The sequence below is a fragment of the Acidiphilium sp. AL genome (assembly GCF_025499445.1).
Lineage (GTDB): Bacteria > Pseudomonadota > Alphaproteobacteria > Acetobacterales > Acetobacteraceae > Acidiphilium > Acidiphilium iwatense.
The window spans coordinates 1-25121 of record NZ_JAIMBZ010000005.1 but is presented as its reverse complement, the minus strand read 5'-3'; the positions used below and the strand labels follow the sequence as shown (position 1 = coordinate 25121).

Genomic DNA, 25121 nt, shown 5'->3' with positions numbered 1-25121 from the left:
TTTTTGTCGGAGCACGAATACTGGATTTTCGATTTCAATTGATTTCGTTAATATGATTTTCTAACATTTGTCGTAAAACCGGCTCACCGAATTTTTCATACAGCCCATAACGCTCACGCCAATGGTTACCATGCGCTTCTAAACCTGTCGCGCCACGAAACGCTCTGCCGCCATTCAAAACTTTCTTCCGCACATGCTCAATCGATCGAAGCGGAAAGTGGCACATGTAAAAGTCATTGAGCGCCATGGATCTTACGCCGTTCGAATCGCCTTCATATTCTGCAACAAAATGATTGCCCATCATCGGTAACAAGCCCGATCCAACCCGGAGCGCGACTTTTGGCACCACAGGCAGGAGGCGGGAATTGAAACGCGTGAATATGGCGAACGGATCGGCATTTTCGGGCATCGCCTCGATCAAATCGGACGACGCGCCGTTGACCCAATGAAATACAAGAATTTTTGCCGCCGGATCATTCAGGATTGCATCGAACTCGGCAACGGCTCGGACGTCATCTTCGCCAGCAAACGCGATGAATTCATCGGCATCGACGAAAAACAGCCACTCCAGCACCGTGCCCGCGAGCTTTGCATATTGTGGCAGAATCGCCTGAAACATGGCCATTTTATCGGATTGATAATAACCGACAACCGGATCATGGACGTATAAAACGATGCTGTCGGCATGATTTTCGCGAAACCGGGCGATCAGTTTCGCGGTTTCGTCGGTGCTGGCGTTGTCGAGCACGCAAAAGGCACGGAACCCCAACGCATGATAGTGATCGAGATGCTGCGTGATGATATCGGCTTCATCCTTAACCATCATCACGAGCCCCGCACGGGCAAGCGCCGCCACCCGACCGGACATATGCGGGCGCCATCCCGGCCGGCCCCGCGTCTCGTTGAAGTGCCAATAGGCCCGCATTCCCGAGGCGTAGCGCGCGATCTCCGCCTTTCCGTCCGGCCGAAGTCCGGCGTAGTGCGCTTCGATCAGCGGCAGGCGCTCGGAATCGCGGCCTTCGGCGGCGTAGAGTTCCGCCATTGCCTGCACCGGCCAATGGCTGCCGGGATCATGCGCCATCGCCCGGCGAATCTCCGCCTCGGCCGCGCGAAAATCTCCCAGACGGCGCAGGCAATCCGCATGTTCCAGCAGGCCGCGAAATCGCAACACCCCGTCATTTGATTGAGTGAACGGCACGAACACGGCGGCGGCATCGGCGAACTGGCCCGCATCCTTGCATCGCCCGGCCAGAGCGAGCGCGATGTCGAAATCGTCCGGTTTCTGAAAAGCCTCGACCTGCAGAAACCTCAAGGCTTCGTCCGAAAGCCCGGCGGCATCGAATGCGGCGAGACGATCCTTCCAGCCCTGCCCAGCCATCTCATCCATCGAATGCCAGCCCCATCCGAAACGTCCACCCCAATTAGGTCCGGTTTGGTCCCTTTGTTTCACGTGAAACAAGAGACAGTTATCATGATTAACTTTTTGGATTTTCAGCTAACGTCATCGCCGCCAGCATCGCCCGCACCCCGGCGGCGGGGCCATCGGGATGATTCCACACCGCCCCGACCACCGCAAGAAAATCGGCCCCGGCCTCGACCAGGGGGGCGCAATTCTCCGGCGTGATCCCGCCGATCGCGACGCACGGCACCTCCATCACGTCCGCCCACCACGCGATGATATCCACTTCCGCGCGCGTCTTGGCCTGCTTGGTCGCGGTGGGAAAAAACGCACCGAACGCCACATAATCCGCGCCCGCCTCGGCGGCTTCCATCGCGAGATGCCGCGATGAATGGCACGTCACCCCGAGGCTGAGGCCGCCCAGCATCCGCCGCGCCGCCGCGACGCCGCCTGGGCCCAGATCTTCCTGGCCGAGATGGGCGCCGTCGCACCCTAGCTCCACCGCGAGATCGGCGCGGTCGTTCACCAGGAACGCCACATCCCGCGCCTGCGCGACCGGGCGCAGCGCGTCGATCGCCCGCCTGACCTCATCCTCCGCCGCATCCTTCAGCCGCAACTGAACGCAGGCGACCGGACCGGCATCGAGTGCCGCCGCCAGCGCATCGGGGAAGGTCGCCACCTCGATGCGCGGCGGCGTGACCAGATAAAGCTGGCTCAAGCCTTTCCTTGATAGATCGCGATAATCCGCGCGAGCAGCGCCAGCGCTTCGTCGCGCGGGCGGGTGAACGAATTGCGCCCGATGATCGAGCCCGTCGCGCCGCCTTCGTGCAGTCCCTTCACCGTCTCGATCAGCACGTCCGCAGTTCCGGCCTCGCCGCCCGAGAACACCACCAGCCGCCGCCCGGCGAAGCAGGACTGCACGACATGCTCGACCCGCTTTGCAAGGGTCGAAATATCGACCTTCTCATAGGCTTTTTTCGCCGCTTCCAGCCCGATATGCTCGGTCGGCGGCTTCACCTTGATGATATGTGCGCCCAGCAGTGCCGCCATATGCGCGGCATAGGCGCAGATATCGACGGCGGTTTCGGCCTTCTTGTCGAGGTTCGGCCCGCGCGGATACGACCACAAAACCACCGCCAGCCCCACCGATTTCGCTTCCTCGGCCAGCTCGCGGAACTCCTCCATCATCTCGAACTGATATTCGCTGCCCGGATAGATGGTGAAGCCGATCGCCGCACAACCCAGCCGCAGCGCGTCCGATACCGAGCCGGTCACCGCCTGGTCCTTCTCGGTCGCCAGGCTGTTCGACGAATTCAGCTTGAGAATGGTCGGAATCGACCCGGCATAGCTGCCCGCCGCCGCCTCGATCATGCCGAGCGGCGCCGCATAGGCCGACAGCCCGGCATCGAGGGCGAGCTGAAAATGATAATGCGGATCATAGGCGGCCGGGTTGCTCGCGAAGCTGCGGGCCGGCCCGTGCTCGAACCCCTGATCGACCGGGAGGATCACCAGCCTGCCCGTGCCGCCGAGCTTGCCCTGCATCAGGATGCGCGCGAGATTGCCCTTGCTGCCCGGATTGTCGCTCTCGTACCAGTCGAGAATTTTCCTCACCCGTTGCGTCACGCGCATGTCGATCTCCCTTGGAATGTCAGAGGCGTCAATGTGCTAGCCGAATTCGCCTGCGCCACCAAGCCAGCCGGCAAGACGCCGATCGGCGCCCCGCTGTGCCAGATCGAGCGACGGCGGCGGCTTATCAAGGAGAATGGCGCCGGATTCGGCGGCGATCGCCGCCACCCGCGCGAAAATGACCGGCTCCGCATCGAGCACGATACCGTGGAGACCAAGCCGCAACGCTTCGATCGCCCGGCCCGGCGCATCGGCGCAGTCGAGCAGCGAAAACCCGGTGAATCCGGCCTGTTCCAGCAGCGCCTGCCACCACAGACACCCGGCATACAGCGCGAATCCGGGCGGCGAGAGCAGCGTGACCGGCAACCCAACCGCCAGCGCCGCCGCCACATGCTCCCGATCGTGAACGATCACGGCAGGAGCAAAATCAGTCGTCGCGGCCCCCGGTAATCAGCACCTCGCGCTTGCCCACATGGTTGGCGGGGCCGACCACGCCCTCTTTCTCCATCTGCTCGATCAGCCGCGCCGCGCGATTGTAGCCGATCTGCAGATGGCGCTGAATGAAGGAGGTCGACGCCTTGCCCTCGCGCGCGACCAGCGAAACCGCCTGCTGATACAACCCGCCCTCCCCGGCTTCGGCGGCGGCGAGTCCGGGCATCACCGGCGCATCCTCCTCGATCGCTTCGGTCACCGCCTCGACATAGTCGGGCTCGCCCTGCTCACGCAGATAGGCGACCACGTCCTCGACCTCGCGGTCGGTGACGAACGGCCCATGGACGCGGGTGATCCGCCCGCCGCCGGCCATGTAGAGCATGTCGCCCTGGCCGAGGAGCTGTTCCGAACCCTGCTCGCCCAGAATGGTCCGGCTGTCGAACTTGGAAATCACCTGGAAACTGATCCGGGTCGGGAAATTCGCCTTGATCGTGCCGGTGATGACATCGACCGAGGGTCGCTGCGTCGCCATGATGACGTGAATGCCCGCCGCGCGCGCCATTTGCGCGAGGCGCTGCACCGCCGCCTCGATCTCTTTGCCGGCGACCATCATCAGATCGGCCATTTCGTCGATCACGACGACGATCAGCGGCAAGGCTTCGAGCGCCAGCGGCTGGTCCTCGAAAATCGGCCGCCCGGTCTCGCTGTCGAAGCCGGTCTGCACCCGCCGCGTCACCACCTCGCCGCGCGACAGCGCCTCGTTCACCCGGTCGTTATAGCCGGCGATGTTGCGCACCGAGAGCCCGCTCATCGCGCGGTAGCGGCGCTCCATCTCGCGCACCACCCATTTCAGCGCCGCGACCGCCTTCGCCGGTTCGGTGACGACCGGCGCCAATAGATGGGGGATGCCCTCATACACCGAGAGTTCCAGCATTTTCGGATCGATCAGGATCAGCCGGCACTGCTCGGGCGACAGCCGGTACAGCAGCGACAGAATCATCGCGTTGACGCCGACCGACTTGCCCGACCCGGTAGTGCCGGCGATCAGCAGATGCGGCATCCGCGCCAGATCGGCGATCACCGGCACGCCGCCGATATCCTTGCCGAGCGCCAGGGCGAGCTTGCCGGAATGGCCGCCCCACTCCGCGACTTCCATCAGTTCAGAGAGAAACACCGTCTCGCGCTTGGCGTTCGGCACCTCGATGCCGATCACGTTGCGGCCCTGCACGGTGGCGATGCGCACCGCGAGCACCGACAGGCTGCGCGCGATGTCGTCGGCGAGGCCGATCACCCGCGCGGAGCGGATTCCCGGCGCCGGCTCCAGTTCGTAGAGGGTCACGACCGGGCCGGGGCGAATTTCCACGATCCGCCCCTGCACGCCGTAATCGCCGAGCACGGTTTCCAGGAGCCGTGCGTTGGATTGCAGCGCCTCGGCCGAAGGGCCGGTGGTCGCGCGCTGCGGCGCCGGCTTGAGCAGTTCCATCGGCGGCAGCCGCCAGCCGGTTTCCGGCAAAGGCAGGCGCTCCTGCTTCGGCGGCGCCTTTTTCGCGGGCGCGGCCCTGGTCAATTTTGTCGGAGCCGCCACCAATCTTTCATGCCCCAATCTTTCATGCCCTGGCCGGTCATGCAGCGGCACAAGCAGGGCCGCGCGTTCCTCGGGGTCGAGCGCCTCGGTCATCGGCGGGGTGTTGAGCACCGGGGCGAGCCAGGCCGAAACCGCGCCGGCGCCGCTGCGCGCGCCGCGCATCGCCCGGCCGCTCTGCCGGGCCGAAATCCGCGCCGCTTTGGCCGCACCCCGGCCCGCCGCGCGCCATTCCCCAGGGCTCAGCCCGAAGGCGTAGAGCGTGGAGGCAAGGCCAATCAGCGCCGAACTCGCCAGGGCGAGACCGCGCCCGATCACGCCGAGCGCGGAATGCGCGACCGAGGCGCCGAACCCGCCGAGCAGCGCACCCGCGGCACCGCCGAGGCCGGCGGGCACCGGCCAGTCGGGCATCAAGCGCGGGTCGATCGCATGGGCGGCGCCGAGCGCGGCGGCGAGCGCGGGCATCGCGACCAAAGTGGCGGCCAGCCGCATCCGCCAATGGCCGATGCCGCCCCGGTTCACTAGGCCATAGGCCCAGGCGAGCAGGACCAGGCCGGGCAGCACCGCGGCGACGCCGAAGCCCTGGAGCAGCGCATCGGCCAGACCGGCGCCGAACCTTCCGGCAAGATTGGCGGGCGGCAGGGTAGAGGCGGTATCGAAAGACGGATCGCCGGGATGATAGGTCGCGAGCGCGATCAGCACGGTCAGCCCGGCCAGCACCGCGAACAAGGCGGCGATCTCGGCGAAATGCCGGGCGAAGCGCGCTTTCAGGGCGGGCGAGAGGAAGCGGCGGGCATCGGTGGTCGCGGACATCGGTAAATCAGGCTCCGGCAATGCGGTTCGGATTGAACTGTAGCCCGAATCCGCCTGATTCGACAAAACAAAATGACCGGACACCCGGAACCGCCGGGCAGCGGGCGGTTTTCCGGCTGTAGATAAACCGTTTGCGAGCCGCCGGCACATAAGAAAAACCATCCAGGGTCGGCGACCCTGGATGGCTTGGCATCGCGTGGCGATGAGGTCGCGTGTCAGTCGCCCATCACCGGCACGCCGCGCTGGCCGTCGGCGAAGATCGCGTAGGCTTCCTCGCCATGGGCGGCTTCGTCGCCCATTTTCAGCATCTCCTCGTCCATCCGCAGCGGCACCACGAGGCGAATCAGGTTGAGCAGGATGACGGTGCCCACGATATTGACCGCGATGATGAAACCGGCGCCGATGAGCTGCAGGACGAACTGGTGAAAATTGCCGTAGAACCAGCCGGTCACGTTGACCGCGGTGTCCTTGCCGGTCGCGAGGTATTCGATCATTTTCGGGTCGGCGAGAATGCCGGTGCCGAGCCCGCCGACGATGGCGGCCACTCCATGGGTGTGAATCACGCCGAGCGTGTCGTCGACCTTGCGCATGAAGCCCATCTTGCCGACCTTGTTCCAGGTCAGCCAGGGCAGCGAGCCGGCGGCGAGACCGAGGATGATCGCGCCCGTGCCATTGACGTAGCCCGCCGCCGGCGTGATCGCGACGAGTCCGGCGATCATGCCGTTCACCGCGCCGAGCACCGAGGGCAGGCCGAAAGCGAACACATCGAGCACGATCCAGGTCAGCAGGGCGGTCGCCGCAGCGGTATGTGTGTTGAGAACGGCGGCCCCGGCATCGGCGTTGGCGAAATACGGGTCACCGCCATTGAAGCCCGACCAGCCGAGCCAGAGGATGCCGGCGCCGACCAGGGTGATCAGCAGCGAGTTCGGATGGAAGCTCTCGCGGTCGCGCGCGAGGCGCGGACCGATGATCGCCGCCGCGGTGAAGCCGGATACCGCCGAGGCGAGATGGATGACGTAGCCGCCCGAGTAGTCGACCACGCCCATCTGGCCGAGCCAGCCGCCGCCCCAGAGCGAATAGGCGCCGACCGAATAGATGAAGGTCGTCCAGAGCGGCACGAAAATCATCCAAGCCTTGAAATTCATCCGCCCGAGCACCGAGCCGCACAGAATGATCGGCGTGATCGCGGCGAACACGAACTGGAAGTAAACCAGGGTCGCCATGCCATAGCCGAGCGGCGGCATGCCGGCGGCGGCGGAGGGGATGATCGCCTGTTTTTCCTCGTTCCAGGCGGAGGTGATCTGACCCGGATGGCCGAGGAACGCCCCGAGACTGCCGATGTTCAGCCAGGGTTTGCCGAACGACATGTTGTAGGCCCACAGCATCCAGACGATCAGCACCGCCGCGAAGGCATAGAGCGCCATGAAGGCCGAGTTGATCGCCCATTTCTTCTTGACGATGCCGCCATAGAGAACGACCAGGCCGGGCATGCTCATCAGTCCGACAAGCGTTGCCGAGGTGAGCTGCCAGGCATTGTCGCCGGTATTGAGCCATGCGGGGGAAGGGATCAGTGCCATTGTCGTGTCGTCTCCATTGGGTCTCAGCGACCGTCATACGGCGCACCAGCGCCGCCCGGATCAATCGATGCAGATTCCATGCCAACGAGACTCGACGATCCAATCGCTTACAAAAGCTTCATTCTATTCGCCGGCCCAAAAGTCAGCATAATTTTTAGACTTGAATTGGCGAATTTATATGCAATGATGTGGCGATCGCGGCCATTTCATCCCATCGCACCGGGCTTGCCCGGCCAAGGCGGGCGTCATAACCTGCAACGAACGCGGTCCGGTCGTTTCCGGTTGGAGGGTATCGTGACGGTCACCGTCTATGTCTGGCGCTTTCGCAAACTGGGCGTGCTCGGCTTCGGCAATGTCGGCCACGCCTCGATCCAGGTCAGGTTTTCGGGTGCGGCGGATCGCGATTTCTATCTGAGCTGGTGGCCCGGCGGCGACGATGTGCATGGCCGGGCCCGGCAGGCGCTGCGCCATACCACCTCGCACAGTCTTCAGGTCGGTTACGGCAACAAGGCGCAGAAAGCCGCACGCGACGCGGTCGCCCACGCCACCGACGAGCGCGGCAATCTGCTGGTGCCCGACGACAAGCTGAAAGAGGTGCAAAGCCGGTTCGTCAGCGACAAGACCGCCGAGGGACGCAGCGCGGAGGCGAAATACAAGTTCAATCTCAACGGCACGAAACTGCTTAACGAAACCCGGATGGAGGCCGCGTTCCAGTCGATCCATCAGGGCCGGCAGACGCTTTCGGCGAAAGGCCACGCCAAGGCCGGCGAATACAGCCTGGTGCATCAGAATTGTTCGGACGCGGTGGCCTGGCTGCTGGAAGCCGGCGGCGCCGGCACCCTGGTGCCGAAACCGAAAATGCGGTTTTTCTGGACCCCGACCGACATCGCGAAATGGTGCGACCGGCTGGTTCTGGCCGCGAACGACAAGAAATCGGGTGCCGCGCAGCGGATTCGCGGCTTCACCAACAACGATATCGATTTCACCCCGCTCGACTGGAAGTTCAGCGCCCTCGCGACGGCGTCGTGACCGGAATGCGCGACACCGATATCGCGATCATCGGCGCCGGCCCGGTCGGCGCCGCGCTGGCGCTGCGGCTCGCGCAGGCAGGGCGCTCGGTCCTGCTGGTCGACCGGGCGGCGCTGCCGCCGATGGAGCACCCGGATTTCGACGGCCGCGCCTATGCCATCGCCCAGGGCTCGCGTCCGCTGCTCGACGAGACCGGATTATGGGACACCCTGCCCTTCGCGCCCTGCCCGATCGAGCAGATCCGCGTATCGGACGGCAAGCCGGGACGGCCCGCATCGCCGCTGTTCCTGAATTTCGATCATCGCGATGTCGGCGACGATCCGTTCGGCTGGATCGTCGAGGCGCGGTCACTGCGGATGGCGATCAATCGCCGGCTCGCCGAAGCGGAAAACCTGATCCTGCGCGCGCCGTCGGACGCTTCGGTGGTCCGGTCGGACGATCATGCCGCCATCACCCTCGCGGATGGCGAGGCGTTCCGGGCGCGGCTGGTGGTGGCCGCCGACGGGCGGGCGAGCCAGTTGCGGGCGGAGGCGAACATTCCGGTGACCCGCTTCGCCTATCGGCAGAGCGCGGTGGTCTGCGCGATCGCCCACGGGCGGCCGCATCGCGGCGTGGCGCTGGAGCATTTCCTGCCCGGCGGACCCTTCGCGCAACTGCCGATGAGCGACGCCGAGGATGGCGCGCATATCTCCGCCATCGTGTTCACCGACAGCCATGCGGCCGCATCCCGCCTCGGCACGCTGGACGATGCGCGGTTCACCGCCGAGGTCGCGCGCAGACTGGGCGATCATCTCGGCGCGATCCGGCTGGTCGGACGGCGCTGGACCTATCCGCTCTCTGCGCTGCACGCGCATCGCTATTTCGCGGCACGGCTCGCTTTGGTCGGCGATTCGGCGCACGGCATCCACCCGATCGCCGGACAGGGGCTCAATCTCGGCCTGCGCGACGCGATGGCGCTGGCGCGGCTGATCGACGCGGCGGACGATCCGGGCACGCCCGGTCTGCTCGCCCGCTACCAGCGTGCGCGCCGGCCGGACAATCTGCTGATGCTGCTCGCGACCGACGGGCTCGACCGGCTGTTCTCGACCGATCTGCCGCCGGTGCGACTCGCGCGCGATCTCGGCCTCGCCGCGGTCAACCGGATGCCCCGGCTGAAGCGCGCCTTCATGCGGACGGCGATGGGAATTTCTTAGCAGCCACCCCGAAACGGGGTGGGCATCGTTAAATTTTTCGTGCATATTATACATGCCATGCAAAAGCCCATTCTAAATTCGCGGCGAATGGCGCATCGTGTCACGATCAGGAGACGTTCCGATGGATGACACGCCCCAGTTGCCGCAGATCAAGGTCGAGCCGCTCGAAGCCAGCGTCGGGCTGCGCCGGCTCGCGACCGACGCGATCAAGCACGCGATTACCAATATGGATATCTACGACCACCCCGAGGAGGTCCGGCTCGACGAGCGCCAGCTCTCGCGCGATCTCGGGGTCAGCCGCACGCCGATCCGCGAGGCGCTGAGTCTGCTCGAGCAGGAGGGGTTCGTCCGCTCGGTGCCGCGCCGGGGTATTTATGTCGTGCGCAAGAACAAGCGCGAGATGATCGAGATGATCACCGTCTGGTCGGCGATCGAGGCCATGGCGGCGCGGCTCGCCTGCGAACGGGCGACGCCGGAGGAGCTTTCCGAGCTGCGCGCGATCGCCGAGTTCAGGAAGCAGAATCCCGCCACCCATATCAGCGAATATTCCCAGACCAACATGATCTTTCACAAGACGATCATTCGAATGAGCGGCTGCGTGCTGATGTCGGAGCTGGTCGAGAACCTGTTCATCCATATGCGGGCGATCCGTTCGGTGACGATGCGCCAGGGCGACCGGGCGCAGCGCTCGATCGTCGATCACATGAACATCGTGGCCGCGCTGGAAGCGCGGGACGCGGATCTGGCGGCGCGGCGGGTACGCGAGCACACGCTGGGGCTTGCCGCGCATATCGAGAAATACGGCGATTTTCTGGATCAGTTCCAGAGCACCGAAACCCGGAAGCGGCGCTACGCCTGACCGGCTCTATCCTGATACCGATGCCGGCAAATGACGCCCGCAAACAGCGTTTTGTCATTGGGATTCGGTTTAAGATCTGCCTATCGTTTGTAAACGCCACGCCGGTTGCCTGAGCAAACGACCAGGATGCACACCGCACCGTCCTGGATATCGGCGATAATGCGATAGTCGCCGACCCGGTATTTCCAGAATTCGCCAAGCTTCGAGCCTTTCAGAGCTTCGCCGAGGCTCCTTGGATCGTCGATCGCGGATAGTCGCTCGAACAGAAATTTCACGATCCGTCGGGCGGCCTGGCGGTCAAGTTTATCCAGTTCTTTCTTTGCAGCCGGATCGAACTCAATCCTCCAGGCCATATTGCTTCATCACATCGGCCAGCGGAATGGTTTTGGTTCGCCCGGCCCGGATGTCGATCAAGCGCTGTTCGGCCAAATAGAGGTCTTCCAGATCGGCCAAGTGCTCAAGGATCGCTTCGCGGGCATAGAAGGTCTTGGAACGACCGGTCGCCTTAGCCAGTGCGTCCAGCCGCTTTTCGATATCTTCCGGCAATCGGATAGCGAGCATGGCACCTCTCCTGAAGATCGTGCGCTATACAAATATAGCACATCGTTTCGCGAAAACCATACTGAATAAGCCACGACCAAACCTCGCACCGCCTTCGCTGACGAGGTTGGACCGGTATCCTCGAACGTCGTCCCAACCGAGTTGCTACGGTGGCCGCTATTGATCCTCCCAAATCGAACAAAAGAGGCGTTCTCCTAACTTTCTTTCCCTGCAAATCTGCATTGAGAGGAGGACGACATGGACGCAGCGGCACGGGCGGCCCGGCAAGGGGCCGAGCGTGCCGCGGTTGGCGGAGGCTTTGGGCAGCGGGATTTGCGTCAGTGCCGGCGGGAGACGGCGTAGTCCGCCGCGTCCATCATCAAACTCCGTACCGGATCGTCGGGGAAGATCGCCAGGGCGGCCTTGGCCGCGTTCGCGAAGCCGTGGGCGCGGTCGATCGTCCGGCCGATCGCATCATGCCGGCCGATCAGGTCGAGGGCGGTCGCGAGATCGGCGCCGGTCTGCTCGCCAAGCTCGATCGTGCGGTGCCAGAAGGCGCGTTCAGCCGCGTCGCCAGCGGCGTAAGCGGTGAGCACCGGGTAGGTCAGCTTGCCCTCGCGGAAATCGTCGCCGACCGTCTTGCCGAGTTCGCCCTGGTCGGCGGCGTAATCGAGCGCATCGTCGACCAGTTGGAACGCCATGCCGAGCGCCGAGCCATAGGCGGCAAGGGCGGCGCAAAGCGCCGGATCGCGCTGCGCGACCACCGCCCCGACCTCGCACGCGGCGGCGAACAGGGCTGCCGTCTTGCCCTCGATCACCCTGAAATAGCGCGGGATATCGGTGCCGAGGTCGTTCTGGGTCGAGAGTTGCAGCACTTCGCCCTCGGCGATCGTGGCCGAGGCGCTGCTCAGGATGCGCAGCACCTCCAGCGAACCGTCGGCGACCATCAGCTCGAAGGCGCGGGCGAACAGGAAATCGCCCACCAGCACCGACGCCTTGTTGCCGAACACCGCATTCGCGCTGGCGAGGCCGCGGCGCAGATCGCTCTCGTCCACCACGTCGTCGTGCAGCAGGGTCGCGGTGTGGATGAATTCGACGCAGGCGGCGAGGCGGATATGGCGGTCGCCCTGATAGCCGCAGAGCCGGGCCGCGGCCAGGGTGAGTAGCGGGCGCAGCCGCTTGCCGCCGGCGGCGATGAGATGGGCGGCCAGTTGCGGGATCAGATCGACCTCGCTGGCCATGCGCGCCACGATCGTGTCGTTGGTGGCGGCGAGATCGGCATCGAGCAAGGCGGCGAGCCGGTGCAGGGCATCCCCGCCGGCAGGCGCGATCACGGTTACGGCATCGTGCTCCGACGTCAGCAAGCCATCCACAGCCGGGTTCAACCTTGTCATATTGTTGCGACGGATACAGCATATCGGCCTGCCGCGACGAGGGTCAAGGCGAGAGGGAGCAAGCCGCGCATGGAAGTCATCGTCGCCTCGACCGATACGATCCGCCTGAGTTTCCTGATGGCGCTGCTGCGCGACGCCGGGCTGGCGCCGGTTCTGCTCGATCAGAACATCGCGGCGGTGGAGGGCAATATCGGCATGTTTCCGCGCCGGATCGCGGTGAGTGCCGCCGATGCCGAGCGGGCGCGCCGGGTGCTGCGCGAAGCCGGCGAAGAGTGATCGTCACCGAAGGGACGCTGCTCGGTGGCAGGCTGCGCTATCGCCAGAGCGCGTCGGGCCACCGAACCGGGATCGAACCGGTGCTGCTCGCCGCCGCGATACCGGCCCGGCCGGGCGAGCGGGTGATCGAGGCCGGAACCGGCGCCGGCGCCGGTCTGCTCTGCCTCGGCCATCGGGTGGCGGGGCTTGCCGGCGTGGGAGTCGAGCGCGATCCCGCGCTTGCCGGTCTCGCGGCGGCGAATTTCCATGCCAACGGGCTTGACGGGATCGGCGCCGTCGCCGCCGATATCGCGCGACTGCCGCTCGCCGTCGGGTTCCACCACGCCTTCGCCAACCCGCCCTGGCGCGATGTCGCCGATACCGCCTCGCCCGATCCGGGCCGCCGGCTCGCTCATCGCGCGCCGGCGGGGCTGCTCGCCGCCTGGGTTGGCGCACTCGCCGCCGTTCTGCGTGCGCGCGGGAGCATCACCCTGATCCTGCCGGCTTCATCGCTGAGCGATACCTACGCGGTTCTGCGGGACGCGGGCTGCGGCGCCTGCCGCGTTCTGCCGCTCTGGCCGCGCGCCGGACGAGCGGCGAAGCTGGTCATCGTCCAGGCGCGCAAAGGCGCGCGCGGGCCGGACGCGCTGCTGCCCGGCCTGATTCTGCATGGAGCAACGGGCTACACGGGGGAAGCCGAGGCGATTTTACGCGACGGCACGGCGCTGGTGCTGTAATGCCGGCCCAGATCAGACGATGCCGTGATAGCGGAACTCCATCATCATTCCCGTCATCATGTGATAGAGATTGTGGCAGTGGAACGCCCATCGGCCGGGATTGTCGGCATCGAACGCGATCCGCACGCTGCCCATCCTCGGTTGCACCAGAACCGTGTCGCGCACCGCGCCGGCGATCGGTTTACCGTCGAGCGCGATCACCTGGAAAGCGTGGCCGTGCAGATGCATCGGGTGCGCCATCATCGAGCGGTTGACCAGTTCGATTTCCACCCGCTGGCCTTTGGTCAGCATCAGCGGTTCGATCTTCGGCCAGTATTGCCCGTTCAGCGCCCAGGCGAAGGGCGTCATGCGGCCCGACAGCACGATGCGGTGCACGCGATCGGGCCGGCGCGGCCGGATCGGGCGCATGGCCGAAAGCCGTGCTTCCAGCGTGTTATCGACCGGCTTGGCCGGGTGCGGCGCGAGCGCGGCAATGCGCCCGATCCGCGCGCCCTGGGTTGCGAGGACGATGCCGGCGCGGTCCCGCCTGCCCTCGACCTGGGCCAGAACCGGGAATGCCCCGTGACGCGGCAAATCGATCAGGATATCGAGCCGCTGGGCGATCGCGATCGGGAAGCGTGAGCCGGGCACCGGGTGAACCGGATGGCCGTCGGCGGCGACCACCCTGCCCGCGAGGCTGCCGAGATCGATCCAGAACTGACTCGCCGAAGCGCCGTTGATGATCCTGAGCCGGAGCCGGCCGCCCTTCCCCACCCGGACGATCTCGGGGTCCGACAATGTGCGGTCGTTGGCGAGATAGGCGTCGTAGGCGATGTCGTTCAGGTCCATCGCCATGCCGGAGCCCATGTGCATGCCGTTCATGGGCATGGCCGTCATGCCGGATTGGCCGGCCGATCGTGACGGCGGTTGCGGCGAGGACAGGTTTTCGATTTGCCGCGCCATTGCGTGCGCCTGTTCCGGTGTGGTTCGGATCAGGCCGGCAAGCAGTTCATCCGGCGCGCGGAAGCTGAAATCGTGCAGCAGCAGCACGATGTCCTGCCGGTCCTCGCGCAATTCCGCCGCATCGCGGACGATCAGTGGCGCGGCCATCAGGCCCTGCTCCTGCAATCCCTGATGCGAATGCATCCAGAACGTGCCGGGGATCGGCGCGAAATCGTAACTTTTGGTGGCACCCGGCGCGATCGGCGGGGTTTGCGGCCAGGGGAAACCATCGTCGGTCCAGGGCGGCAACTGGCCGTGCCAGTGGATGATGGTGCGGCCCCCGGCCTGATTGACCAGATCGACGGCGAAACGCTCGCCCGGTTCGAGGGTGATGCCGGGGCGTCCATCTGGCCCGGTGAGGCGAAACACGCGGGCGGGTTTTCCATCCACCTCAAGGCTGCCGGTTCCGGCGACGAGGCGTTTTGGCGCGGTCTCGGCGCGGACGGTTGCAGGGAGAAGCGGCACCGCGCCGAGAGCGGCGCCGGATGCCAGAAGCCAGCGACGGGAGGTGGGCAGGTTCATGCGGATCGTCCTCAGCCGTGATGGTGATGGTGGTGATGGCCGTGATTCTGCCCTTCGGCGGGCGCGGACATCATGCGCAGCATGCCGGGCCCGCCGGTGCGGAGAAACCGCAGGGTCAGGATGCAAGACAGGAGCAGAAACAGAATGTCCAGAATCGTCGTGTAGTTCCAGCCGATATGGCCCGCGCCGAACCGGGTGTGCCGCCCGGCGGGGATCAGCCCGGCGGCGCCGAAGCCGAGTTCGACGATATAGCCGGTCGCGACCATGACGGCGTAGAACACCGCGGCAAGCAGGGCGGCGACCTTCAGGCCGTAATATTTGCGGTAGATGTCGAGGATCGGCAGGATCAGCAGATCGGCGAACAGGAAGGCGACCACGCCGCCGAAGCTGATGCCGCCATTCCACAGCACGGCGGCGAGCGGCACGTTGCCGACCGAGCAGACGAAGGAAATCACCGCGACCAGCGGGCCGGCCAGGGGACCGATCAGCTTGGAAGCGATCGGATCGTGGACCAGAAACAGCGATTGCCAGGCGTGGTGCGGAACCCACGCCGCGAGCGCGCCCGCGATGAGCAGTCCGGCCGCGATATCGACCCACACGCTCGCCCAATCCATCACGTAGAAATGGCTGATCGCGGTGAAGCCCTTGGGCGAAACCGCCCTTGCCAGAATCGATAGGTCGCCGCCGACCGACATGTCCATCGCCGCGTGACCCTCCATGCGGCCCTGCCGGCCGTGCTCGGCCTCGGCGCGGGCCATCTCGATCCGGCGCGCGGTCATGACCCGGCGCAGCAGAAAGACCATGAGCGCGATCATGACCGGGCCGCCGATGAATTCGGCGAGGGTGAATTGCCAGCCGATCAGCACCGCGAGGATGATGCCGAGTTCGATGACCAGATTGGTCGAGGCGAACTGGAACGCCATCGCCGCGTTGAAATCGCCGCCCTTGCGGAAAATCGAGCGCGCGAGGGCCACCGCGGCATAGGAACAGGATGACGAGGCGGCGCCGAGGAGCGAGGCGATCACGACGGTGCGCGGCCGCGAATCGGGCAGCAACCGGCTCATTTCGCCCTTGGTCACCACCGCCTGGACCACGCCCGACAGGAAAAACCCCAGGATCAGGGCCCAAAGAATGTCCCAGCCCATCGACAAGGCGTCACCGAGCGCCCGGAGGACGGCGAGTGCGAGATGATGCGCCATGCCGGCACGGTCTCCTTTCAATCCACCGGGATATGGGCATAAAGATTGCCCCTGCGGGAGGGTCAATGCTTCGGCGGTTTCGCCGGCACCGGGGCGAGCGCCGCGCCGGCGCGCTCGATCGCGGCGATCTGGTGCAGTGCCGCCGACAAGGCGATTCCCCGCACGAGCGGCGGCGCCGTGATCGTATCGAACAAGGCGGCGTCTCGCCCCGGTGGCAGACGTGACTGATAGGCCGCGCGCAACCGTGCCAGCGTCCGTGCATCGTCGGCCTGGGACGCGGCGCTGGCCCATTGGGTCACGATGCGGGACGTATGGGTATCGAGCGGTCCGGCCGGCGGTATCTCGATGGCGGCAAGCCGCCGCAAGGCGGCCTGCGCCGCTTTCCAGTCATGCCGCGCGGCGGCGATCCGCGCGGAAAGCGCGAGCGCGCGGGGGTTGCCCGATTTGACCAGGAACGCGAGCGAAGCCGATCCGCCCTGCCGCGCGGCGATCTCGTCGGCGACCAAACGGCGCGCCGCAACCAGCTTGGGGTCGATATCGCTGGCGTTAGTCGAATCGAGCGCGGTTTGGGCTTGTTTCAGATGCCCCGCGTCGATCTCGATCCGTGCGAGGGCGAGGCCGAGACGGGCACGGTTCGCATCGCCGGATGCGCGGGCGATCAACTGGCGCATGACCGGCGCCGCGGTATCGGGCAGGTCGAGCGCGACCAGATGGCGGGACAGGATGCGCAGGATCGCGGAGCCGGCGCTGCCTTGCGGGATCAGGCCGGTATCGTTCTGGATCACCGCGATCGCGGCGAGCGGTTCCAGCCGATCCAGCGCGCCGGTGGTGACCAGTTCGCCGAACAGGGCGCGGCGAACGTGCTGGATGCGGGACCGACCGGCCGGAAACAACCGCTCGGCCCGGCGCAACCCCATCAGGGCACGCGGCCATTCGGCCGCCTTGGCGCGCAATCGTGCCAGGGCGATGCGCATGTCGAGTTCATGACGGGTGCCGCGCCAGTCATAGATGTGACGGGCGAGCGACGCCGCGGCATCATGCGCGCCGATCTGGTGCAGGCGGTAGCGCAGCAGGATCGACCGCGATCGCGCGATCCCGGCTGTGCGCTGATCCGGCCCGTGGATCAGCACATCGAAGGCGGCGAGCGCGGCGCGGGGATGCTGCGCCGCCTGAAGCGCTTCGGCGCGTGCCAGCGCGAGCCTGCGTTCGTGCGGCAAGGCCGCGAACAGCGACTGCGCCGCGGCAAGCCTGCCGCCGGCGACCAGCGCCTCCGCCGCGAGCGGCGCGATTTGCGCGCGCGGCAATGGTGGTTGGTCGAGCAATCGAGACACCGCGCGAGAGAGCAACCGGGCCGCGCGATTCGTCTTGCCGCGCTCGGCTTCCGCCAGGCCGCGCCAGAGATCCGTCCGATCGATAGTCGGCTGATCCTTGGGCCATGCGGCCAGTGCCGCGACCGGCCGGAACGACAGAACATCGGCGACGGCAAGCAGAGCGCGGCGATGCGGATCGTCGATCGCCGCCGGATCGTGCCGCAGCAGATCGGTGAGCACGCCATGCGCTTCGGGCCCGAGCCCGAGTGCCAGGAGAATGCGCGCGAGGCGCAGCGCCGCCGCGAGACGATCGAGCGGGGGCGCCGCCGCCAGACGCCGCTGCGCCGATTCCATCCGCCGGCGCAGGGCAACCACGGTAGCGCGCGGCAAACCGAGACCGCCTGTCGCCGCGGGCACGCTGTCGAGCAGCGACGCGGGGACCGGCGGCGTGCCGATCGGCAGAGGTGGCGCCGATGCGGCGGCGCGCAGCACGAACCCGGCTTGCCCCCTGACAAGACGCAATTCATCGGACGCGGCGGCGACGACAACGCCACGCCATGCCGGAATGACCGCGTAGCCTGGCCCTTGCAATCGGCGGCGGAGGGCCCCGCGATCGGTCACGGTGCCGACAAGAATTGGCGTGCCGGTGCGCGGATTTGCGAGCACGATCGTTGGACCCGCCGCCGTGGCCGGCAAACCGATCTGCCCATGACTGATCGAGGGCGCGATAAGGGCGGTCCGAGCCGATGCGTCGATCAGAATACGAAACGATCTTTTGCCTGCTTCGATACCGATTCTCTGCCCGCGTGCGAGCGGCAGGCGCAACACAGTGGCGTCGGGGAGATGAATTACTTCGGCGTCCGGCGATTTGGCGGCCTGTCGCAATGCCGACCGACCGACCGGCAGTTTCGCGGCAAATACCAGCACCGCATCCGGCCCAAGGCGAAACGCGGCCCGCCCGATGGTCGCGGGGGACTGATCGGCCGGGAGCAGAATCCTGAACCAGACCGGCTGGACCGTTCGAGCATGAGCGAATCCGGTCGCGACCAGCAAGAAGGCGAAAGCGACCCGTGCACGCCATGATCGAGAGAGGCGCCGGGATGTCACGGTGCGCCATCGGGGAGCAGGACGGCGGCTTTCATCGTGGTCGTTGCCGGGGACATGCCGGCCATTTTTTCGGTGATGACGCGGGCTTTCCGAGGCACCATGACGGCCAGAATCGATGCGGATTTGCGGCTATTCATTCGGCGAAGCACATTGAGGACCACCGCGGGATCGAGCCCGTCGAAAATACGCGCGGCGCTGCGCGGCTCCATCGCCGCGTAGGTCGCGACCAGGGCATTCCAGCGCGCAGTATCGACCGATCGGTGCTGTGCCTTGGTCGCCGCGAGTTTGGCGGCGAGCGGTTTCAGCGAAGCGATCTGCCGGCGCAATGCCGCCTTCGTCGCCGCAAGTTCCTGCTCCTGCCGGTCAAGCGCGGCGGCCCACGCATCGAGTGCCGCTTCCCGACGCTTCAGATCGAGCAGGATCTTGCGTTCTCCGGTTTCGGCCAACGGATTCGGCTTGCATATTGGCGGCGGTGGCGGCCGGTCGGTCCAGTTGGTCACGCGCATCGACGGCGGCGATACGCCTTGCGCGGGAGCGCTCGGCAACGCGGCCATGGCCGCCGGCTTATCGGGTACATTCTGCGCCACCGCCGCGCGCACCAGGCCTGCCGACTTCAAAACGATGGCGGCTCCAAGGCAGAAAATCGCAATCGGCAACAATCGGAACCGGCCGGCTCCGGTTCCGCGCCCTAGCCATTCTTTCATGCGGCTAGTGTCCCGATCCGAAAGTTCGTTATCATCAAAACCCGGCACAATGCGAACTTCCGAATCGAGAGGGCGCCAGAAAATATATGATTCCAGTGTGGTTTTTGGTTTTGAAATTCCTGAAATCGTCGCCGCGCGTGCGCAGGACCTTCAGAACCACCACACTAGGATAACGAGACATCGGCCAGCATCCGGGCGAGATCGCGCTCGGTCCGGCTCTTCAACCCGGCAGCCGATTGTTCTGTCGTGCATGACGCGGAGGGCGAACGGCTCCTCTCCCGCGATTGCGGCTTTCCGACTTGGACTGCGCGATCGATAAGTTGTTCGAGCATTTCACTGGTTCGGTCGGCAGCGGCGCAGGCGGACGCGATTCTGGCGGATGTTTCGCCGGACTGGATCTTCAAGCGGTCGGTCGCGGCAACGGCGGCGGCAATCGACACGCCGATCTGTTCGAGCAATGTTTGCAAGGCGGCCCGATCGCCACGAATCTGCCGCAACAGGCGATCGAGCCGCTTCGCGTAAATGATGGTCGCGATCATGACCGCGAGCAGCACGCATTCGAAAATCCATTCCGCTGCGCCAAGAATTTCGCCGGTCATCGTACCACCCGGTCGAGCCTGTGATCGATCTCGGCGGCGATTCGCCCGTTGCGGACGCCGGCATAAGCGGTAAACAGGCCGACATCGCCGCAGCGAAGCAGGATCGCCGAGCCTTTCGGACGGCCGATCGGCATCACATCCCCCTCCCGCATCGCCATCACGGCGCCCAGCGACATCGTTTGTTCATCGAGCATCGCTTCGAGTTCGACATCGGTGTGCCAGAGCTCTTCGGCGAGATGCGATTCCCAAATCGAATCGCGGCCGAATTTTTCGCCCATGAATTGCTGAAGCAGCAACTCGCGCACCGGCTCAAGCGTGGCGTAGGGCAGGATGATACCGATCGAGCCACTGCGATTGGCGAGGGACAGCGATATCCGCGCCGTGAGCGTGGCACCCGAGGCGCGGCCGATCGTCGCGAAGCGCGGGTCTGTCTCGGTCCGCTCGAAATCGAAAGATACCGTGCAGAGCGGCGCGAAACTCGCGGCCAGATCGTGCAGAATGAGACGGACCAGACGCTCGGCGACGTTGCGTTCGATCGACGTCAACGGTTTGCGGGATGCCGGTTCCCCGGCCCCGGCACGCCGGCCGCCGAGCATGATCTCGACCAGACTGTAGATCATGTCCGATTCGATGACGATAACGCCGAGATTGTCCCACTCGCGGGCACGAAAGACCGCGAGAAGCGCGGGATTCGCGATCGCGGCGAAACTGTCGGCGAGACGCTGCGAAGCAAGGCTGGCAAGCCTGACCTCGACATTGTCCTGGATGAAATTGCGTAGGCTGCCGCCAAGGATTCGCGCGAGATGCTCGAACACGATATCAGCCATCGGCAGACGCTCATAGCTCACCGCGTTGCCATGGATCAGCCGGTCGACGGTGATCGGTGCGCCGGCACCGGAGTCGCGGCCGGCTTCGAGAATGGCGTCGATCTCGTCGCGCCCGAGCAGCGGCATTGCTGCAGGCGGTTCGGACTCGGGACGTTCGCTCATTGCACGATCAACTCCTCGAACAGAACGTCGCGGACGATGTTTGGCGCAGCGGCAATTCGAACCCGGTCGATCAGCGCTTCGCGCAGCCGATAGGTGCCGGATGCGCCGCGCAATTCGCTGGGATGCATCGCGCGCAAATAGGTCTGGAACACATCGACGATGCGCGGCATGTCGTGCATCACCGCCTGGGCGGAGGCACCGTTCGGCAATTCCAGGGTCGCCTTCAGTTTCGCATAGGAATCCTGACCGGCCTGGACGTTCAGATTGGCGACGATTTCCGGGACCTTGACGAAGACCGGGCCAGAAAACAGCGCCGGCTTATGATGGTAGAACAGGTGCGGAATGATTCCGCTGAAAAACAACCCTCCGCCGACAAGCAGCAGAACGAGGGCAGGCGCTCCGAACAGCAGAGGAGTGCTGCGGCGGCGCGGCGGCGCGGGTTCGGCCGCACCCTCGGTTTGCGGGTTGGCCGTTTCCTGATTCGGTTTGGACCTCGTTGCGGTTTTCGCCATCGCTCGCTCTCTCGTTCGTCACGCGGAGTATCGGAGCCATTGGTTAATGTTTGATTACGATGAGTGTGTTCTTTCGCGAAAAATCGCCGGGCGCAGGACACGGAGCCATCAAATTATGTTTGTAAAATTTAGTCGATCGTTAAGATTTTGATGTCATTCCATTTCGGCCAGCAGAGGCAGGATTCGTCCCAAAACGGCGACAGGACAGGAATGAACAACACCACCAGCATCATTCTTTCGCGCATGATCACGGCGTCCCGCACGCTGGACGTGATCGCGAACAACATCGCCAATGTCTCGACCCCTGGCTATGAGGCGACGCATATCGAGTCCGGCGCGTGGATCGACCGGATGCGCGGGATCAGCGCACCGCCCGGCGGCCATAGCCTCGCCTATACCCAGGCGCTCGGCACCTGGCGCGATGCGCGCCCCGGTCCGATTCATCGCACCGGCAATCCGCTCGACCTCGCGATTTCAGGCGGCGGATATTTCACGGTTCAGACGCCGAATGGCCCGCGCCTTACCCGCGACGGGAAATTCGGCCTGCTGCCGAACGGCACGATTGCCGACACCGCCGGCAATCCCCTGCTCGACACCGGAGGACAGAAGATCACCGTTCCGCCGCAAAGCGGCGCCCTGACCATCGCGGCGGACGGCACGATCAGCACGGCGCGGGGGATCATCGGTCAGGTCGGCGTCGTCACCGTCACCAATCCGCAATCGCTGAAGGCGGAGGGCGGCAATCTGTTCCGGGCGACGACCGCGCCACTTCCCGCGCCGGACCCGCGGATCGTGCAAGGCGCGCTGGAAGGCTCGAACGTCAAGCCGATCGTCGAAATCACCCGGATGATGGAAGCGAGCCAGAATTTCCAGATGATCGCGCAATTCGTCTCGGCCGAGCAGGCGCGCGATCAGACGGCGATGAGCCAATTGCTTGGCGCGACAACGAGTTGATCGATCACCACTAAAATTAGGAAATCACGGATGCGCGCACTCGATGTCGCGGCCACCGGCATGCAGGCTCAGCAGACCAATGTGGAAGTCATCGCGAACAACATCGCCAATATGACGACCACGGGATTCAAGCGCCAGCGCGTCGAGTTTCAGGACCTGCTCTATCAGGATCTCAGGCGCGCCGGATCGAACAGTTCCGATGCCGGCACCATCGTGCCGTCGGGAACCCAGATCGGCCTCGGCGTCAAGACCGCCGGAATCTACCGGATCGATCAACAGGGCAATCTGCAGCAGACCGGCAATACGCTCGATCTCGCGATATCCGGCAATGGCTGGTTCCAGGTTACCCTGCCCTCGGGTCAGACCGCCTATACGCGGGACGGCACGTTCGGCCTTGCCCCCGACGGCACGATCGTCACCGCCGACGGCTATGTGGTGCAGCCCGGCATCCAGGTGCCGGCCAATGCGACCAATGTGACGATCAATGCCTCCGGCCAGGTACAGGCCAGCCTGTCCGGGCAAACCGCGCCGCAAACCGTGGGGCAACTGCAACTCGCGGCGTTTCCCAACGATGCCGGGCTGTCGGCGCAGGGCGGCAATCTGTTCGTGCAGACCGCGGCTTCCGGTGATCCGGTCAACGGCGTGCCGGGCGCTCCCGGTTTCGGCACGGTGCTGCAGGGATTCGTCGAAAATTCGAATGTCAACGTGGTCAGCGAGATCACCGATCTGATCACCGCGCAGCGCGCCTACGAAATGAACAGCCAGGTCATCACGGCCGCGAATCAGATGATGTCCACCCTCACCCATCTGTGATCGCATGATGCGCAAGCGGTTTCCGGCCCTGGTTCTGTTCGCCGCTGTTCTGACGGTGAATGCGGTGGCTTGTGCCGAGGTAACGGCGGCGCCCGTTCCACGCGGGCTGGTGTCGATCGACCGGCCGGTGGTGAAGCTCAAGGACCTGTTCCGCAACGCCGGCCGGCAAGCCGATGCGGTGCTTGGTCCGGCTCCGATGCCCGGCACGCGCATCCTGATCGCCACGCGGCAACTCGCGGCGATCGCGGTGCAGTTCGGGGTCCGCTGGGCGCCGGGGAACGCGGCGGCATCGGTCGTGATCGAGCGGCCGGGCACGCCGATCGGCCGCGCGCGGCTTGTCGCGGCGCTGCGGCGGGCGCTGCGGCTTGCCGGTGCGCCGGATCATGTCGCGATCCAGATCGGCGATAACAATCTGCCGATGATTCCCCCCGCCGCGCAGCCGGCGATTCTGGTGAACCGCATCGCCTATCACCGGATGAGCGGGAATTTTCGAGCACGACTGCTCGTCGATGCACCGGGCATGAGCGCCGCGAGCGCGCGGATCGCCGGGCTGGCCGAGCCTGCGGTCCAGGCTGTCGTTGCCGCTCACGGGCTGTTGCCCGGAGCGGTGCTCGGCAGCGGCGATGTCAGGCTGGCATGGATTCCGCGCAGCGACGTGCCGCCGGGCGCGATCACCGACCCCGCCCATGCGGTCGGCATGCAGATCGACCGTGCCATCGCCGCCGGCACGCCGCTATCCGGGCGCATGGTCGGCACCCCGGAACTGATCGCGCGCGGCGCGACAGTCGGCCTCGCCGTCGAGATGCCTGGGCTGGAGGTTACGGCGCGGGGTGTGGCATTGGCGGCGGGCGGCGGCGGCGCGGTGATCCCGGTGCTCAATCCGTCCTCGCATGAAATCGTCCAGGCGGTCATCGACGGTCCCGATCACGCGCATGTGGTGCCGGGAAGCACGCCGGCGCGGGCGCGCAACGCCATCCCCTATTACGGCCTGACCGGCGATCGGCCGTGACCGGCCGGCCTGCCCCTGCCGAAGTGGCGTGGATCGTTCTCCGCATCGCGACCCTGTCGATAACGGCGATGCTCGGCGGATGCGGGGTATTTTCCAATCTCGCCTATGTCGGCCATGCGCCGTCGATGTCGCCGATCGAAAACCCGACACAGGCGCCGAACTGGCGGCCGGTCAGTATGCCGATGCCGGCGCTGCACCGGGCGCCGACGGCCGCCGATAGCCTGTGGCGACGGGGGGCGCGCGCCTTCTTCAAGGACCAGCGGGCGTCGCGCGCCGGCGATATCATCACGATCCTGGTCAATATCAATGACGATGCAACGCTGAAGGATCAGACGACGCTGGGCCGCACCGGCTCGGAATCCATGGGCATTCCCAATCTGTTCGGGCTTGAGGGGCTGATTCCGCGCGTACTGGGCAAGGCGGTCAATCCATCGAGCCTCGTTTCGGTCTCGGGTGCCGGGAACTCGACGGGCACCGGCCAGATTCAGCGCAATGAAGCCGTCACCCTGTCGCTCGCCGGCGAGATCACCCAGGTTCTTCCCGACGGAAACCTTGTGGTGATGGCGCGCCAGGAAATGCGGGTGAACGACGAATTGCGCGTCATGACCGTTGCGGGAATCTGCCGGCCGCAGGATATCGCGAGCAACAATACGATTCAGGCCGATCAGCTCGCCGAGGCGCGGATATCCTATGGCGGGCGCGGCCTGATCAGCGCCGAGCAATCCCCGCGCGTCGGCCAGCAGGTTCTCGACGATCTGGTGCCGTTCTGACGCGAACACGGAGCGGCGGGTTATTTCCGCCGAACCGGGCTACCAGATAGTTACCAAAAATGTCTGCGCAGCCAAGACTAGGGTGTGGTGTCAATTAAGCCAGATAGCGGTGGCGGTGAGGTGGACGCCTGCGAGGAAGTTTCTGGCGGTTTTGTCGTAGCGCGTTGCAATGGCGCGGAATTGCTTGAGTTTGGCAAGGAAGTTCTCGATCAGGTG

The 25121-nt window shown here is 65.4% G+C and carries 25 protein-coding genes and 1 pseudogene; 9 read left to right on the top strand and 17 right to left on the bottom strand.

The features are described from left to right. Window positions 1-34: 34 nt before the first annotated feature. The 6 genes from AiwAL_RS05360 to AiwAL_RS05335 all read right to left on the bottom strand — a co-directional run bounded on the left by AiwAL_RS05360 (window position 35) and on the right by AiwAL_RS05335 (window position 7429). Complete coding sequence (locus AiwAL_RS05360) at window positions 35-1450, bottom strand: glycosyltransferase family 2 protein (protein ID WP_262312315.1); 1416 nt, start codon at window positions 1448-1450, stop codon at window positions 35-37. Between the two features lie 25 nt (window positions 1451-1475). Further along, window positions 1476-2117, bottom strand: coding sequence for a thiamine phosphate synthase (thiE, locus tag AiwAL_RS05355; protein ID WP_235702908.1), 642 nt, complete (start codon window positions 2115-2117; stop codon window positions 1476-1478). After that, window positions 2114-3028, bottom strand: coding sequence for a class I fructose-bisphosphate aldolase (locus AiwAL_RS05350; protein ID WP_235702909.1), 915 nt, complete (start codon window positions 3026-3028; stop codon window positions 2114-2116). Before AiwAL_RS05350 ends, thiE begins: the two co-directional genes overlap by 4 nt. A 36-nt stretch (window positions 3029-3064) precedes the next feature. Further along, the gene (locus tag AiwAL_RS05345; protein ID WP_235702910.1) at window positions 3065-3439 is read right to left on the bottom strand and encodes a hypothetical protein; all 375 of its coding nucleotides are present in this window, start codon (window positions 3437-3439) and stop codon (window positions 3065-3067) included. Window positions 3440-3452: 13 nt separating this feature from the next. After that, entirely contained in the window at window positions 3453-5852 is a 2400-nt protein-coding gene (locus AiwAL_RS05340) for a DNA translocase FtsK (protein WP_235702911.1), read from the bottom strand. A gap of 215 nt (window positions 5853-6067) precedes the next feature. Beyond that, window positions 6068-7429 carry an ammonium transporter gene (locus AiwAL_RS05335; RefSeq protein ID WP_235702912.1) on the bottom strand — a complete coding sequence of 454 codons (1362 nt, stop codon included), beginning with the start codon at window positions 7427-7429 and terminating at the stop codon, window positions 6068-6070. A 294-nt stretch (window positions 7430-7723) separates the two neighbouring features. Here AiwAL_RS05335 and AiwAL_RS05330 point away from each other — a divergent pair, with 294 nt between their 5' ends. The 3 genes from AiwAL_RS05330 to AiwAL_RS05320 all read left to right on the top strand — a co-directional run bounded on the left by AiwAL_RS05330 (window position 7724) and on the right by AiwAL_RS05320 (window position 10510). Then, window positions 7724-8458 (top strand): hypothetical protein, encoded by a 735-nt coding sequence (locus tag AiwAL_RS05330; RefSeq protein WP_235702913.1) that lies wholly within the window; start codon window positions 7724-7726, stop codon window positions 8456-8458. A gap of 5 nt (window positions 8459-8463) precedes the next feature. Beyond that, complete coding sequence (locus tag AiwAL_RS05325; protein WP_262312250.1) at window positions 8464-9651, top strand: UbiH/UbiF/VisC/COQ6 family ubiquinone biosynthesis hydroxylase; 1188 nt, start codon at window positions 8464-8466, stop codon at window positions 9649-9651. 121 nt (window positions 9652-9772) lie between these two features. Next, complete coding sequence (locus AiwAL_RS05320) at window positions 9773-10510, top strand: GntR family transcriptional regulator (protein WP_262312249.1); 738 nt, start codon at window positions 9773-9775, stop codon at window positions 10508-10510. An 80-nt stretch (window positions 10511-10590) separates the two neighbouring features. Here the strand turns inward: AiwAL_RS05320 and AiwAL_RS05315 are convergent, their stop codons facing one another. The 3 genes from AiwAL_RS05315 to AiwAL_RS05305 all read right to left on the bottom strand — a co-directional run bounded on the left by AiwAL_RS05315 (window position 10591) and on the right by AiwAL_RS05305 (window position 12423). Next, window positions 10591-10863 carry a type II toxin-antitoxin system RelE/ParE family toxin gene (locus AiwAL_RS05315; protein ID WP_262312248.1) on the bottom strand — a complete coding sequence of 91 codons (273 nt, stop codon included), beginning with the start codon at window positions 10861-10863 and terminating at the stop codon, window positions 10591-10593. Continuing rightward, a complete protein-coding gene (locus tag AiwAL_RS05310; protein WP_235702917.1) occupies window positions 10847-11071 on the bottom strand; it encodes a DUF6290 family protein in 225 nt (74 codons plus the stop codon). The genes AiwAL_RS05315 and AiwAL_RS05310 overlap by 17 nt, the downstream gene beginning before the upstream one ends. 317 nt (window positions 11072-11388) lie before the next feature. Next, window positions 11389-12423, bottom strand: a complete 1035-nt coding sequence (locus AiwAL_RS05305; protein WP_235702937.1) for a polyprenyl synthetase family protein — start codon at window positions 12421-12423, stop codon at window positions 11389-11391. 90 nt (window positions 12424-12513) lie between these two features. Between AiwAL_RS05305 and AiwAL_RS05300 the strand changes: the two genes are divergently transcribed. Both AiwAL_RS05300 and AiwAL_RS05295 read left to right on the top strand, forming a co-directional pair. After that, window positions 12514-12720, top strand: coding sequence for a DUF2007 domain-containing protein (locus AiwAL_RS05300; protein ID WP_235702918.1), 207 nt, complete (start codon window positions 12514-12516; stop codon window positions 12718-12720). Next, window positions 12717-13436 carry a tRNA1(Val) (adenine(37)-N6)-methyltransferase gene (locus AiwAL_RS05295; RefSeq protein WP_262312247.1) on the top strand — a complete coding sequence of 240 codons (720 nt, stop codon included), beginning with the start codon at window positions 12717-12719 and terminating at the stop codon, window positions 13434-13436. Before AiwAL_RS05300 ends, AiwAL_RS05295 begins: the two co-directional genes overlap by 4 nt. A 12-nt stretch (window positions 13437-13448) precedes the next feature. On the opposite strand, the gene AiwAL_RS05290 is transcribed toward AiwAL_RS05295, so the two are convergent. From AiwAL_RS05290 to AiwAL_RS05260, 7 genes are all read right to left on the bottom strand, one after another. Next, window positions 13449-14939, bottom strand: coding sequence for a multicopper oxidase family protein (locus AiwAL_RS05290; RefSeq protein ID WP_262312246.1), 1491 nt, complete (start codon window positions 14937-14939; stop codon window positions 13449-13451). Between the two features lie 11 nt (window positions 14940-14950). Beyond that, complete coding sequence (locus AiwAL_RS05285; protein WP_262312245.1) at window positions 14951-16138, bottom strand: permease; 1188 nt, start codon at window positions 16136-16138, stop codon at window positions 14951-14953. Window positions 16139-16200: 62 nt separating this feature from the next. After that, window positions 16201-18555 (bottom strand): hypothetical protein, encoded by a 2355-nt coding sequence (locus AiwAL_RS05280; protein WP_262312244.1) that lies wholly within the window; start codon window positions 18553-18555, stop codon window positions 16201-16203. Then, on the bottom strand, window positions 18552-19172 hold the full coding sequence (locus tag AiwAL_RS05275; protein ID WP_262312243.1) for a MotE family protein: 621 nt from the start codon (window positions 19170-19172) through the stop codon (window positions 18552-18554). Before AiwAL_RS05275 ends, AiwAL_RS05280 begins: the two co-directional genes overlap by 4 nt. 251 nt (window positions 19173-19423) lie before the next feature. Beyond that, window positions 19424-19858, bottom strand: coding sequence for a hypothetical protein (locus AiwAL_RS05270; protein WP_235702924.1), 435 nt, complete (start codon window positions 19856-19858; stop codon window positions 19424-19426). Continuing rightward, complete coding sequence (locus AiwAL_RS05265; RefSeq protein WP_235702925.1) at window positions 19855-20847, bottom strand: FliM/FliN family flagellar motor switch protein; 993 nt, start codon at window positions 20845-20847, stop codon at window positions 19855-19857. Before AiwAL_RS05265 ends, AiwAL_RS05270 begins: the two co-directional genes overlap by 4 nt. Next, a complete protein-coding gene (locus AiwAL_RS05260; protein ID WP_235702926.1) occupies window positions 20844-21359 on the bottom strand; it encodes a flagellar basal body-associated FliL family protein in 516 nt (171 codons plus the stop codon). Before AiwAL_RS05260 ends, AiwAL_RS05265 begins: the two co-directional genes overlap by 4 nt. A 210-nt stretch (window positions 21360-21569) precedes the next feature. On the opposite strand from AiwAL_RS05260, the gene AiwAL_RS05255 reads away from it, so the two are divergent. Genes AiwAL_RS05255 through flgH form a run of 4 tightly spaced genes read left to right on the top strand, consistent with a single transcriptional unit; the run spans window position 21570 to window position 24905 of the window. Beyond that, entirely contained in the window at window positions 21570-22313 is a 744-nt protein-coding gene (locus AiwAL_RS05255) for a flagellar hook-basal body complex protein (RefSeq protein ID WP_235702927.1), read from the top strand. Between the two features lie 30 nt (window positions 22314-22343). Further along, on the top strand, window positions 22344-23126 hold the full coding sequence (gene flgG / locus AiwAL_RS05250) for a flagellar basal-body rod protein FlgG (protein ID WP_235702928.1): 783 nt from the start codon (window positions 22344-22346) through the stop codon (window positions 23124-23126). Between the two features lie 4 nt (window positions 23127-23130). Continuing rightward, window positions 23131-24135 carry a flagellar basal body P-ring formation chaperone FlgA gene (flgA, locus tag AiwAL_RS05245; protein WP_262312242.1) on the top strand — a complete coding sequence of 335 codons (1005 nt, stop codon included), beginning with the start codon at window positions 23131-23133 and terminating at the stop codon, window positions 24133-24135. Continuing rightward, window positions 24132-24905, top strand: coding sequence for a flagellar basal body L-ring protein FlgH (gene flgH / locus AiwAL_RS05240; RefSeq protein WP_262312241.1), 774 nt, complete (start codon window positions 24132-24134; stop codon window positions 24903-24905). The genes flgA and flgH overlap by 4 nt, the downstream gene beginning before the upstream one ends. Before the next feature lie 90 nt (window positions 24906-24995). Here flgH and AiwAL_RS05235 read toward each other — a convergent pair. Continuing rightward, window positions 24996-25121 (bottom strand): annotated as a pseudogene (locus AiwAL_RS05235) (IS5/IS1182 family transposase); the annotation flags it as partial.

Excerpts from the sequence above, each read along its gene's own strand:
- AiwAL_RS05350 (WP_235702909.1), bottom strand. The coding sequence starts at position 3,028 with ATGCGCGTGACGCAACGGGTGAGGAAAATTCTCGACTGGTACGAGAGC.
- AiwAL_RS05340 (WP_235702911.1), bottom strand. The coding sequence starts at position 5,852 with ATGTCCGCGACCACCGATGCCCGCCGCTTCCTCTCGCCCGCCCTGAAA.
- AiwAL_RS05335 (WP_235702912.1), bottom strand. The coding sequence starts at position 7,429 with ATGGCACTGATCCCTTCCCCCGCATGGCTCAATACCGGCGACAATGCC.
- AiwAL_RS05325 (WP_262312250.1), top strand. The coding sequence starts at position 8,464 with ATGCGCGACACCGATATCGCGATCATCGGCGCCGGCCCGGTCGGCGCC.
- AiwAL_RS05320 (WP_262312249.1), top strand. The coding sequence starts at position 9,773 with ATGGATGACACGCCCCAGTTGCCGCAGATCAAGGTCGAGCCGCTCGAA.
- AiwAL_RS05315 (WP_262312248.1), bottom strand. The coding sequence starts at position 10,863 with ATGGCCTGGAGGATTGAGTTCGATCCGGCTGCAAAGAAAGAACTGGAT.
- AiwAL_RS05310 (WP_235702917.1), bottom strand. The coding sequence starts at position 11,071 with ATGCTCGCTATCCGATTGCCGGAAGATATCGAAAAGCGGCTGGACGCA.
- AiwAL_RS05300 (WP_235702918.1), top strand. The coding sequence starts at position 12,514 with ATGGAAGTCATCGTCGCCTCGACCGATACGATCCGCCTGAGTTTCCTG.
- AiwAL_RS05290 (WP_262312246.1), bottom strand. The coding sequence starts at position 14,939 with ATGAACCTGCCCACCTCCCGTCGCTGGCTTCTGGCATCCGGCGCCGCT.
- AiwAL_RS05285 (WP_262312245.1), bottom strand. The coding sequence starts at position 16,138 with ATGGCGCATCATCTCGCACTCGCCGTCCTCCGGGCGCTCGGTGACGCC.
- AiwAL_RS05270 (WP_235702924.1), bottom strand. The coding sequence starts at position 19,858 with ATGACCGGCGAAATTCTTGGCGCAGCGGAATGGATTTTCGAATGCGTG.
- AiwAL_RS05265 (WP_235702925.1), bottom strand. The coding sequence starts at position 20,847 with ATGAGCGAACGTCCCGAGTCCGAACCGCCTGCAGCAATGCCGCTGCTC.
- AiwAL_RS05260 (WP_235702926.1), bottom strand. The coding sequence starts at position 21,359 with ATGGCGAAAACCGCAACGAGGTCCAAACCGAATCAGGAAACGGCCAAC.
- AiwAL_RS05255 (WP_235702927.1), top strand. The coding sequence starts at position 21,570 with ATGAACAACACCACCAGCATCATTCTTTCGCGCATGATCACGGCGTCC.
- flgG (WP_235702928.1), top strand. The coding sequence starts at position 22,344 with ATGCGCGCACTCGATGTCGCGGCCACCGGCATGCAGGCTCAGCAGACC.
- flgA (WP_262312242.1), top strand. The coding sequence starts at position 23,131 with ATGATGCGCAAGCGGTTTCCGGCCCTGGTTCTGTTCGCCGCTGTTCTG.